This is a genomic window from SAR202 cluster bacterium (assembly GCA_016872285.1).
Lineage (GTDB): Bacteria > Chloroflexota > Dehalococcoidia > Lucifugimonadales.
Window position 1 is genome coordinate 1 of the sequence record VGZZ01000023.1, and the last position, 12,114, is coordinate 12,114.

Genomic DNA, 12,114 nt, shown 5'->3' on the forward strand with positions numbered 1-12,114 from the left:
GGGGGGGTTGGAGGTCTTAATATTATGGCAAGGACATAGATGAAATACCTGAATGAGAGAGGGAAGGGCGAGGCGACCTCGCCCCTACTATCGACGTAGCCTAGCTAGCGGGACGCAGGAAGTGAGTTACCGTCATAACAGATTCCCTTCGACCAGGCTCAGGACAGGCCTGGGCTGCGTGCCGATGAGTACATCGGGTCTGCCGCTCGGAATGACAATACGATTTCTTTTCCATAGACCACAATCCTCAGCTGGCATATGTATTCAAGGCAGACCTGCCATGTGCCCTCAATTCATCTATAATGGCGGCCTCGGCAGTATGTTTTGAGGAGGTGTGTTATGAGGCTGGAAGGAAAGGTGGCGATTATTAGTGGGGGCGCCAGGGGAATGGGGGCGGTGGAGGCCAGGCTTTTCGCGAAGGAGGGGGCAAAGGTGGTGTTGGGTGATGTGCTGGAGGACCTGGGGAAGCAGGTGGCGAGGGAGATAGAGGACTCAGGCGGGGATGCTGTGTTCGTGAAGATGGACGTGCGCAACAAGAAGGACTGGGACAAGACGGTGGATACGGCGATGAAGAAGTATGGGAAGGTCAACATTCTGGTGAACAATGCCGGCATATTTAAGAGGACGCCGATTGATAAGACCACCGAGGCGGACTGGGATGAGATTATGGACGTGAACGGAAAAGGGGTCTTTCTGGGGTGCATGGCGGGGATAGCGGCGATGCTGAAGTCGGGAGGCGGGTCGATAATAAACATATCGTCGATATCGGGGATAGTGTCGCTGGGGACGCCGCCGTACAACGCGTCCAAGGGGGCGGTGCGGATTATGACGAAGACGCTGGCGGTGGAGTACGCCAAGCGGGGGATAAGGGTCAATTCGATACACCCGGGGGTTATCGACACGGACATGATGAAGGGGGATACGCACACGAAAGAGGAATGGGACCGGCTGATACCGATAGGCCGGTGGGCGAGGCCGGAGGAGGTGGCGAACGGGGCGTTGTTTTTGGCGTCGGACGAGTCGTCATATATAACGGGGGCGGAGCTGGTGATAGACGGGGGGTTCACGGCGCAGTAACGTCGGCGATTTGTGAAGCTATTCCGATTTAGGAGATGGGCATGCGACTTTCCGGCAAGGTGGCGCTGGTTAGCGGGGGCGCGCGAGGGATGGGCGCCGCAGAGGCGAAACTTTTTGCCAGGGAGGGGGCAAAGGTGGTGATAGGGGATGTGCTGGAGAAGGAAGGGAGAGAGACGGAGGCGGAGATTAGGAAGGCCGGTAGAGAAGCGGTCTTTCTGAGGATGGACGTTACAGAGGCGGCGGACTGGCAAAAAGCGATTGACCTGGCGGTGAGCCGTTATGGAAAACTTAACGTGCTGGTGAACAATGCCGGCATAATCGACCGGTCTGAGCTGCTGGACACGAGTGAAGAGACATGGGACAGGGTTCTTGGAGTGAACGCCAAGGGAATTTTTCTGGGCTGCAAGCTGTGTGTCCCGCCGATGCTCAAGTCGGGTGGGGGATCGATAATCAACATCTCGTCGGTCTCAGGCATGGTCTCGATAGGGTATCCGGCATACAACTCGTCCAAGGGAGCAGTGCGGGCGCTGACTAAAAACCTGGCGGTAACTTATGCCAAGAAAGGCATACGGATAAACTCGATACACCCAGGGTCGATTTGGACTCACATGTCGGTAACAGGGATAAACCGGACGCGCGACGAGCGCGCGGAGACGATACCTATGGGACGGGTGGGTGAGCCGGAGGAGGTGGCTTACGGGGCGTTGTTTCTGGCGTCGGATGAGTCTTCGTATATAACGGGGACGGAGCTGGTCATCGACGGCGGGCTGACAGCGGAGTAGGGAGAGGGATGCAAGAAAGAGAAGTCATGAGAGGTGTGGTCTAGCCTGGCGGACGGAGCGTGGAGCCAGTGTTTCACCCTCTCTTCTGTTCTCCCCCATCAAGGGGGAGAAAGTTGAAAAGTGGACAATCGTGCTTTGTACAGGGGAAACCGAGCTACTTTTGTAACCTCAACGTTATGACACGATGTTTAGTGTGACTAGAGAGGTGGATTTGAAAAGGCGAGGGGCTCAATAAAAGATGGGAACGGCGATGGAGAGGTGGCGGTCGATGGTGGAGGCGGAGCACGCGCAGACGGAGCGGCTGCGGGACCCGGCGCCGCCGGGCAGCGATTTCTGGAAGAGTAGGGCGCAGCATTTTCGGCTGGACCCCCATCGCAGCGACGACCCGCTGGTGCATTTTCTGTCATCGATGTTGAAGCCAGGGGATACATTGCTGGATGTGGGGGCGGGGGCGGGACGGCTGGCGCTGCCGCTGGCGCTTCGGTGCCGGCATGTGACGGCGGTAGAGCCGTCGGGGAGTATGGTGTCGGCGCTGAAGGAGGATACGGAGTATTACAAGATTGGCAATGTGTCGGTGGCGAAGGCCAGGTGGGAGGAGGCGGAGGTGGAGCCGTCGGACATCGTGCTGTGCGCGCATGTGTTGTACACGGTGAAGGACGTGGGGCCGTTTTTGAAAAAGATGACGTCCAAAGCGAAGCGGGAGGTGTGGGTGGTGCTGTTCCAGGAGCCGCCGCAGACGGGGCTGTACCCGTTGTGGCGGATGGTGCATGGGGAGGACAGGCTTAGTCTGCCGTCGCTGCCGGAATTGAGGGAGGTGCTGGGGGAGATGGGGATTGAGGCGACGCACCACCAGCTGCCGCCGCGGGCGTCAGGGGAGACGGTGGGGTCCCGAGAGGAGGCGCATGAGGCGCTGCGGTCGAGGATGTTTGTTACCGAGGGGAGTCCAAAGGATAGGCGGCTGGGGAGGGTTTTGGAGGAGGCATTAGAGGAGGTGGAGGGAGGATGGCGGCTGAAGTGGAGGCGGAGCCTGGCGCCGGTGGTGACGGTGTGGAGGGTGTAGTAGGAGGGGAGTACAGAAGACAAGGGCGAGGGCAGATAAATCGAGCCTCCACGTTGTATGGGGAAATAGCGGTAGTGGAGTGACTCGCCCCTACGTTGAGACCTGATAGGCTGTGACGAAGACGAGAAGGGGCTACAGTCACGGCGATTAGGTCCTTCGACTACGTCCCGACGAGTACATCGGGACTTCGCTCAGGATGACAGGACTTGTTTTATTATCTGTCCTACGAATGTTTAAGCGACGCTTTGGGGAAGGTGTAGGTAGCGATCGTGAGACGCGATGGTGGCAGGCGCATCGTTGAGGTTTCTCGACTACGCTCGAAATGACGCAACGTCCTGCCCTGCAACCCATCAAAAATGAGAAGGGCCCTCCGAATATTCGGAGGGCCCTGGGTGGTTGGGGGTGTGAGGGAGGTTAGGGGACGCCGACGGTGTCGTGGAAGGCTTTGGCGAGTTTTTCGATGCCGCGGCGGATAGAGTCGTCGCTGGGCATACCGAAGCAGAGGCGGATGTAGTTTTTGCCCTTGGCGGGGTCCACGGCCCAGTCCTTGCCCGGGTTGTAGATGACGCCCAGCTTCTTGGCGGCTTCCAGGGGCTTGGTGGTGTCCACGTTCTCGGGGAACTTGATCCAGAGGACCATGCCTCCTCGAGGAGTATAGAACTGGACGTTGGGTCCGAAGTGTTCTTTTAGCGCAGCCACGAGGACGTCGCGCTTGCGCTGGAGCATGTCGCGGACTTCCTCGATATGCTCCTCGTAGTGGCCTTCCAGGTAGTCGGCGACGATCCAGGGAGTGATCATGTTGGTGCCGACGTCGACTTTGGAGGCGACGAGCTGGCTCATGATGTCTTTAGGCGCCACCAGGTAGCCCAGTCTCATGCCGGGAGCCAGGGACTTGGAGAGGGAGCCGATGTGAAGGACCTGGTTGGACTTGTCCAGGGACTTGATGGAGTTTTCCCATTCTCCTTCATAAACAAGGTCTGAATAGCATTCGTCCTCGAAGATGGGGACGCCGTACTTGCCGGCGACTTCCAGCATCTTCTTGCGGCGCTCCATGGGCATGTTGGTGCCTGTGGGGTTCTGGCAGGATGGGATGGTGTAGAGGTACTTGGGGGTGACGCCCTTCTTCTTGAGGTCGGCGAGGATCTTTTCCAGGGCGTCGATTTTCATGCCTTCGTCGTCCATGGGGACGCCAATGACCTTGGCGCCGGCGCGGATGGCGTTGCGCATGGTGCCGGAATAGGTGAACTCTTCGACGAGGACGGTGTCGCCCTGGTCGATGAGGGTGTCGTTGATGAGGAGGATGCACTGGGTGGAGCCGGAGGTTATGAGGATTTCATCGGGGCTGGCGTTGATGCCGCGGTACTTTTTGAGCTTCTTGGACAGATACTCGCGCATAGCCAGGTTGCCCAGAGGGCCGTTGCCGTCGGAGTAGTAGACGGCCAGCTTCTTGCCGTGCTTCCTGAGGACCCGTTCGGCGGATTCGACGAAGTCGTCGACGGGGATGAGGTCGGGGTCGCTGTGGCCGGTGATGAAGTGGTGTTCGTAGATGCCCTCGTAGGTGGCCGCGGGCGGCGGGAGATTTTTGGCGTAAAGCTTTTTGTAGTCAAGGCCCTGGGTGGCCATTGGGAGCGCCTCCTGAAGTTATTGTCGAGAATGCGGGTGCGAGTCGGCCCCATGATAGCACCGCTGGAAAAGGGGTGTCCACTTGACAAATTCAGTGACAAGAACTAATGTGCTGCGCTATGTAGGCAAGCTGCTTTGTTATTGGTTTAGTTAATGTATTCTGCTTACAGTTGCAGGATGCCAGAATGAACAACGTCGCACGGTGGTCCTTCAGGTTCTTATTCTTGAGCGCCGTAACGGCGTCGCTGATCTTCTCTCTTTTTAATGAAGGTACGCTCGCTGTTGAGCCTCAAGCATCTAAGCCAGCCCGGGACACCTCCATGCCGACGGTTACTGTGGAAGTTGATCCGTCAGCTAACGATGGAATAATTACGTCATCGGATGGGAGAGTTCGTGTAACCGTTCCTAAAGGGGCGACTAATGAACCTTTACGTCTCGAACTGACAGCACTGAAGGGTTCGGGAGATGGTTATTGGCGAATAACTAGAGCCTTTGAGATAAACGCGTATGCAAGAACCAGAGGAGATGCCAAGGTTAGCCAATTTGCCAGGGACGTTGAATTTCGATGGAATTTCAGTGACGCCGAAATAGCCGGCCTGGAAACCAGGTCATTAAGGATGTTCTATTTTGATGAAGCGACGGGCCAGTGGGTCACCCTCACTAGCTAAATAGACTGGCAAAGCCACGAAGTGGTCGCGACATCAAACCATTTCAGTATCATTGGTGGCGGAGCTACACCTTCTATTTCAGGCCCAAGTGGAGTATTGGCGTTCCAGGTAGACCTTCATTCTGGAGCCTCTAGGTCGCAGTATCCCATAGAAGTTCCACCGGGTGCTGGCGGCATCCAACCAGATCTGGCTTTGGTGTACAACAGCGCATCTATAGATGAAATGCGAAGTACTAGGGACACAGGTTCGTGGGTCGGTATCGGTTGGAGCCTATCGCTACCCAGAATCACTAACAATCCCAATGCAGGGCAGTTCCTTGAACTCAACGGTGCAGGAGGCCAACTGCTTCAGAAATCCGATGGAAGTTTTGAGACTGCTCCAGCATCTTTCTTCAAAATCACTAGGAATTGGCCCTATTCGTGGCAAGTAGTAGACAGAGTAGGCACGTCCTATGTTTTTGCTACCCAACAGACCTATTACACATTTAATGGCAGTGATTGGACACCCAACTATCTCAGATGGTACGTAAACACCATAACAGATGTGCATGGTAATGAAATGTACATTAGCTATGAGGCGTCTGTGCGTCAATCTTGCAAAGATGGTTATGGCTGTGTGCAGAACGTTCGCTCGGTGTATCCCAAGGACATCTATTACAACAAATTTCAAAATACAGGAATACCAGCCGATGATTACCATGTAAATATTCATTTCAATTTTTCCTATGATGTAAACGATCCCACTGACGGATTTATACGCACCGATAACGTCAGGTCCAACGGCCCCCATAACCCAGCACCAGAAGTGATGGAAGATCGCAGGCTGGATTCCATAGAGGTAAAAGTTGATGGGGTCCTGGTAAGAAAATACGTTTTGCCTATTCGCAGACGGCCCCGCACACACAGGGGGTGGCAGGGAGAATGAAACTTGATGCGATTACTCAGTTTGGAGCCAACGGAACGTCTGCTCTCCCTGCTACCGCTCTCACGTACGTGGATAAGACTTTTGGATACTGGACGCAGTATGAACGAGTGCAGCCGCATACCTGGCCCTATATATCACAGGTGAATAACGATTACGGAGCAACAGTTTCCTATGTTTATGCCGAGATACCCAACGCACCATCAAGCAACTTGTGGTCGCGAATAACCGTTTCAAGTAAAACGATTTCTCCGGGAATCGGGCCAAGTAGAACAACAACTTACACCTATAACGGGGGGCCGTCCTACAACGGGGACTGTATAGGCTCATCAGAGCCGCTGGAATATCGTGGATTCCAGAGAGTAGACGAAGATGACGGCACCGGCGTTTTGGTGCAACACACCTATTATACCTGTGGAGGCCTAATTCAAATTACACATCCGTTAACCGGGGATGTGTCCTGGAAAAACACGAATCAGCTTAAGGGGCATGAGTACGACACATACTGGAGGCGATCTCAACAACTCTACCTGAAGCGGCAATACACTGATTGGAGCTCAGTCACATTGAGCGACAGCGGCTCTCATAGGATTTATCTTGATAATGCCGGTACATATACAGCAGATGGCTCGAATAGCAAGAAGCGATGGACTTGGTATGGCTATGACTCTTATAACAACCAGCGGTGGATAAAGGACTATGGCGATACCTCTTGGGTGCTAGGGAATGACGTCAATACTGGAGATGAAGTAACAACATGGCGGGCCTTTGCCTACAACACCACGGCCAACATCCTAGAGAAGCCATATCGTGAGCGGGTTTATCAGGGCATCAAGGATTCCGATGATGGAACTGGCAATATCCTCTCAATGAACCAATTCTACTATGACGGCAACAATGCTGATGGACAACTTGGAGCCTCACCATCCAAGGGAAATTTAACCCGCACCCAGCAGTTCATCAAAATCGACGGCTCTAGCTCCATCAACACTTATCATGTTTATGATTCCTTTGGGAATCTCTCGGAAGTAACAGACCCTAACGGCAACAAGAGTTTCCTGGATTATCAAGACAATATTTAGCTTAGCCGGAGAACAAATCCTGACGGTATCACTGGCCTGGTTTCCCATTGGCGCTTTTTTGAAGGTAGTGGTGTATTGGCCGCCGACAGCAAAGGGTCTAACACAGGAACCCTAACCAACGGCCCATCCTGGGTGGATGGGAAGTACGGCAAAGCCCTGAGCCTGGATGGCGTAGACGACTCCGTGCAGTTTCCTGCTGTCAACTCCACCCAGGTTATCACGCTTAGTCTGTGGATCAAGTCAAGCAACGCCACTGGCTGGCGCGGCGACGCGGTATACAAGGCCGGGAGCTACACCATTGGCCCTACGGTCACTGGTGGCCTCGACATCAACTTCTCAGTCAACACTACCGTGGCGACGCACGACCTCATCACTACCGTGAATGACCACCAGAACTGGCACCACGTCGTAGGGACCTATGACAGCGCGACGAGTACCCAGAAGATCTATGTGGACGGCGTGCTCAAGAACACCAGAACGACGACTGGGACAGTGGTGTCCAATGGCAACCCCATACAGGTGCTGCTCACAGGGTCCGTTGACGAGGTGCGCATCTATAACCGGGCTCTCACCAGTGCTGAAGTTACGACACTGTATCACAACGGCCTCAGCGAATCGGCTACATGGGAGTTAGGGTCTGGTAGGCCTCTCTCGGAGACAGATGTGAACGGGCAGACCATATCCTTTGAGCACGACACCTTCAAGCGAATAACGAAAGTAATTAAACCTGGCGATTCCTCTGCCAGCCCCAGCGTCACATACAACTACAACTCGTGGGGAACCCTCAACTCCCAGAACCTGGAAACCGTGGTGAAGATAGACGGCAGCAATAGCCTGTGGAGCAAGCAGTACTTTGATGGTATAGGACAAGTTGTACAGATACAGGCCAAAGGTGAGACTGAAGGCGCAACAACATACACCGTCATCCAAGAGACCACGTCCTTCAACACCCAAGGACGTTTGGACAAAAAGTATGTTTCTCAGAAGCTAGACTCGACACAGGTAAGCGGCTATAAAGTCCCGGAGGCATCTTGGAAGTACATTAGCTTTGTATACGATGACTTGGGTGAAGTTTCGACACTGACTAATCCCGATGGCACCACGATCACCTATACACGAGATTACGCCAATGCGCCCTGGCAGGTAACCAGCACCAATGCCAGAGGAGTCAAGAACCGACAGAGTTTCGATGCTAACGGCCGGCTGACCAAGGTTGCCGAATATGACTTTTCGCATAGTATTTACGCCACCGCCAACTATACCTATGACCTGTTGGGCAATCTGACAAAGGTTCAGGACAACAGTAGCAACCTAACTACAATAAGATATGACGCTCTGTCCCGTAAGATTGGCATGTCAGACCCGGATATGGGCAACTGCGGCAATCTGACTACTACCAACCCCAATTCATCTTTCCCCTGGTACAGCGCGCCCTGCTGGAACTACGACTATGACGCCAATGGGAACCTTGCGAGACAGCGGGACGGTAAGACCCAGGATATCTACTTCCAGTACGACGCTTTAAACCGAATGACTTGCAAGTCCACGGCTGCAAGCTGCACCGGCACGATACTGGCCCAATACACCTACGACGACACAGCAAGTGGGAACATGGGCAAGGGCAAGCGCACCGGTATGACTGATGCCTCAGGCTCCATGAATTCCAAGTACGATAGCAGGGGGAGGCTCACCGAAGAAAAACGTACTGTTGATTCCACTATCTATACAACCAGCTTCACCTATGATGGCGCAGACCGCGTCACGACCATCACCTATCCTGACGGCGATGTGGTGACCAATGGCTTCAATGGCGCCGGCCTACCCAGGACGGTTTCCGGCTCGGTTGTTGGCAATTTGGTGACCGAGACCCTCTACAACCCACTGCGACAAATCTCCCAAATTGACCTTGGCAACGGACTTAGAAACGTTTTCCACTATCACGGATTGGACGCTGTGGACGGGGGCGATGCGACGAGCTACTGGGGAAAGCTCTACCGCATTAGAACCTACAAAGTGTCTGACAGCACCGACCGCCTTCATCTGAAGTACTGGTGGGATGCAGGAAGCAACCTCACTCAACGCAAGGACGTTCAAGCCAGTGAGACCGAGACGTTCACCTACGATTTCCTAGATCGGCTGACAGGGGCCAGCGGGCCGTACACTGAGTCCTACGCCTATAACGCTATCGGCAACATTACCAACAAGAATGGGACAAGTTACACCTACGGCTCCTCTAAGCCTCATGCTGTAACCGCAGTGGGGTCTGCAATCTACGCCTATGACGCCAACGGGAACATGACGGACCGAGGGACTCAAGACCTATCCTGGGACGCTGAAAACCGCTTAGCCTCAGTGACAGCGGTGTCTTCTGGTCTCAAGGCCAACTGGCGATTTGAAGAAGGTTCAGGAACAAGCGCTCAAGACAGCACTGGGAATGGCTACACAGGCACCCTAGTTAACGGGCCCACATGGGCAACAGCAGGGAAGGAAGGCAAAGCTCTCTCCTTTGACGGAGTTAACGACAAGGTAACTTACTCGCCGGCCATTGCAGGCCATCCATTCACTGTCTGCCTTTGGGCTAAACAGAACGGCTCTGCTGCCACCAGCATCTGGGGGGGAGGGAGGCACCGATAGCGCCTACCATGTAGCAATACAGTCGACAGGCACACGGTTCAAATTCAGGCAGCGTGGCCTGAATGATACCTTCTACGATGTCCAGGGGCCAGAAAGCGCCAACGACGGGAACTGGCATCACATCTGTGGAGTGAGCGCCTCGGATACAAACCACATCCTTTACATAGACGGCGTACAGGCGGGCAGTAATACCGATAATGTGCCATTTGTAGCTTCTGCTGGACTCACTGGTAGGATAGGTACCCTTTTTGCCCAGGTGGAGGAGACCTACTTCAACGGTAGCATCGATGAAGTGAGGATCTACGAGCGCGCTTTGAGCGCTGCTGAGATTGCCACCATCCACGCCAACGGCTTTGAGACCTACGTCTATGACGGCGACGGGGTGAGGGTGAAGAAGACGGTGGGCGGCACTACCACGGTGTACGTCAACAAGTACTACCAGGTCACGGGTAGCACCGCCACCAAGCACTACTACTTTGGCGGGCAGTTGGTGGCGGTGAAAGAAGGCGCCGCCCTCCGCTACCTCCACACCGACCATCTGGGCTCCTCCAGCGTGCCCACCGATACCAGCGGGGCCAGCGCGGGGAGCCAGACCTACAAGCCCTTTGGCGAGACGCGGGCGAGCAGTGGGACGTTTGGGACGGACAGGAAGTTCACCGGGCAGCGGCTGGACGGGACGGGGCTGTATTTCTACAACGCCCGGTATTACGACGCGGCGTTGGGGAGATTTATTAGCCCTGACCCACTGATTCCGCATAGATACAACCCCCAGGCTTATAACCGGTACTCATACGTATTCAACAACCCTCTTAGATACACAGACCCAACGGGGTACTGCCCATTCTGCGACTTCGTGTCAAATACGTTTCAGGCCGTAGCTTCTGATCCGCTGGCTGTCGCACACGTCGGTTTAGACCATCTAGGCTACGTCCCAGGGCCTTTAGGCATGGCGGCTGATGCCTTAAATGCCGGCCTCTATCTGGCGGAAGGGGACTTTGCTAACGCAGCGCTCTCGGGTGTGGCGATTGTGCCGGTGGCGGGGGATGCGGTGAAAGCGAGCAAGAGCCTTAAACTAGCTGATGACGCCGCTGCTAAAATGAAGGAAGTTCATAAGAGGGGTAAGGCCGGAGAAACCCAGTACGGGGTTGACGATCCTAAAAAGAAAATCGTCTCACTGTCAGGGATGGCTACAAAGCGGTATCCAGACAAGGTCACTGATACAGCTATCCATGAAGTCAAAAATGCTAAGAAGGTGCGCCTAGATAGCCAGCTAAAGGACTACATTCTCTACGCAAAACAGAAAGATATAGACTTTATTCTGGTTGTCAGGCGGAATAGTAAAGTAGACTCAAGCATAGAGAAGTACGCGAAGAAAAATGACGTCAACATTCGTATCCTTTATGAGCTTGAGTAAATAACTTATATGAGCTTTCAAAAGACACGTAAGTGTCCTGAAGGTTACCCAGCGCCTCAGGTACCAGAAAACGAGAAGGAGAAAAAAGTCTACCTTCGTAAGGCGACGGCTGAAGCCAAAGAAGCAGCAGCGCCCCTGCTAAGAGAACTAGCCGATATCGGGGTCAATGTTGAATCTATTTGGGACCTGGTGAATTACAATTTTGACTATCGGCAGGCTGTGCCGATTCTGATTGACTGGCTGCCAAGGATGCAGAATATAAGAGTAAGGGAAGCAATTGTAAGGGCCCTGACGGTAAAGTTTGCTAGTCCCGCGGCTATATACCCTCTCCTAATAGAATTCGAATGCGGTAGTGAGTTTATTAAGTGGGAAGTGGGTAATGCCCTTGCCGAAGTAGCAGATAAGAGTGTGTTCGACGACATCTTAAGACTAGTCAAGGAGCCTCAGCACGGGACGGCGCGCCAAGAGTTGATAATAAGCTTAGGACGCCTGAAAGATAAAAGAGCGATTCCTACCCTTGTTAACCTACTGAGGGATCCAGACGTCCAGGGCCACGCAATAAACGCCCTGCGCCTCTTGAGTGCTACTGAGGCCAGGTCCGCCATAGAGCCCTTCTTGGCCCACGAGAAAGCGTGGATTCGTAGGGAAGCCAAGTCAGCCCTCGGGAAGTTTGACAAGCTAGGGAAAGATTCTTAGCTGTTAAGGGAAGAATTGCTTCCTTATCGAATTCTATGTATCACTGCCTGGATCATGTAATGGTAGAGGGCAAGGCGGTGAAGGTATAAGCGTGGACAGCAATTGAGATTCCTCCTTGATGCGGGAATCCAGGCAGGCTTTTTCTGGGGAAGGAAAG

At 54.0% G+C, this 12,114-nt stretch carries 10 protein-coding genes; 8 read left to right on the forward strand and 2 right to left on the reverse strand.

Translation table 11 applies throughout. The features are described from left to right. Positions 1-339: 339 nt before the first annotated feature. The 3 genes from FJ320_07550 to FJ320_07560 all read left to right on the forward strand — a co-directional run bounded on the left by FJ320_07550 (position 340) and on the right by FJ320_07560 (position 2,919). On the forward strand, positions 340-1,077 hold the full coding sequence (locus FJ320_07550; protein ID MBM3925826.1) for a glucose 1-dehydrogenase: 738 nt from the start codon (positions 340-342) through the stop codon (positions 1,075-1,077). 41 nt (positions 1,078-1,118) lie between these two features. After that, a complete protein-coding gene (locus tag FJ320_07555; protein MBM3925827.1) occupies positions 1,119-1,859 on the forward strand; it encodes a glucose 1-dehydrogenase in 741 nt (246 codons plus the stop codon). A 238-nt stretch (positions 1,860-2,097) separates the two neighbouring features. Beyond that, a complete protein-coding gene (locus tag FJ320_07560) occupies positions 2,098-2,919 on the forward strand; it encodes a methyltransferase domain-containing protein (protein ID MBM3925828.1) in 822 nt (273 codons plus the stop codon). A 414-nt stretch (positions 2,920-3,333) separates the two neighbouring features. Here the strand turns inward: FJ320_07560 and FJ320_07565 are convergent, their stop codons facing one another. Next, positions 3,334-4,542 carry a PLP-dependent aminotransferase family protein gene (locus FJ320_07565; protein ID MBM3925829.1) on the reverse strand — a complete coding sequence of 403 codons (1,209 nt, stop codon included), beginning with the start codon at positions 4,540-4,542 and terminating at the stop codon, positions 3,334-3,336. Between the two features lie 185 nt (positions 4,543-4,727). Here FJ320_07565 and FJ320_07570 point away from each other — a divergent pair, with 185 nt between their 5' ends. Beyond that, the gene (locus tag FJ320_07570) at positions 4,728-5,210 is read left to right on the forward strand and encodes a hypothetical protein (protein ID MBM3925830.1); all 483 of its coding nucleotides are present in this window, start codon (positions 4,728-4,730) and stop codon (positions 5,208-5,210) included. Positions 5,211-5,486: 276 nt separating this feature from the next. Here FJ320_07570 and FJ320_07575 read toward each other — a convergent pair whose 3' ends face one another. Next, positions 5,487-5,999: a hypothetical protein gene (locus tag FJ320_07575; GenBank protein MBM3925831.1), complete on the reverse strand. Its 513-nt coding sequence runs from the start codon at positions 5,997-5,999 to the stop codon at positions 5,487-5,489. A gap of 131 nt (positions 6,000-6,130) precedes the next feature. Here FJ320_07575 and FJ320_07580 point away from each other — a divergent pair, with 131 nt between their 5' ends. From FJ320_07580 to FJ320_07595, 4 genes are all read left to right on the forward strand, one after another. Continuing rightward, positions 6,131-7,213: a hypothetical protein gene (locus tag FJ320_07580; protein ID MBM3925832.1), complete on the forward strand. Its 1,083-nt coding sequence runs from the start codon at positions 6,131-6,133 to the stop codon at positions 7,211-7,213. A 75-nt stretch (positions 7,214-7,288) separates the two neighbouring features. Continuing rightward, entirely contained in the window at positions 7,289-9,847 is a 2,559-nt protein-coding gene (locus tag FJ320_07585; GenBank protein ID MBM3925833.1) for a hypothetical protein, read from the forward strand. Further along, entirely contained in the window at positions 9,759-11,261 is a 1,503-nt protein-coding gene (locus FJ320_07590; GenBank protein MBM3925834.1) for a hypothetical protein, read from the forward strand. The genes FJ320_07585 and FJ320_07590 overlap by 89 nt, the downstream gene beginning before the upstream one ends. 9 nt (positions 11,262-11,270) lie before the next feature. Continuing rightward, the gene (locus tag FJ320_07595) at positions 11,271-11,957 is read left to right on the forward strand and encodes a HEAT repeat domain-containing protein (protein MBM3925835.1); all 687 of its coding nucleotides are present in this window, start codon (positions 11,271-11,273) and stop codon (positions 11,955-11,957) included. Positions 11,958-12,114: the final 157 nt, after the last annotated feature.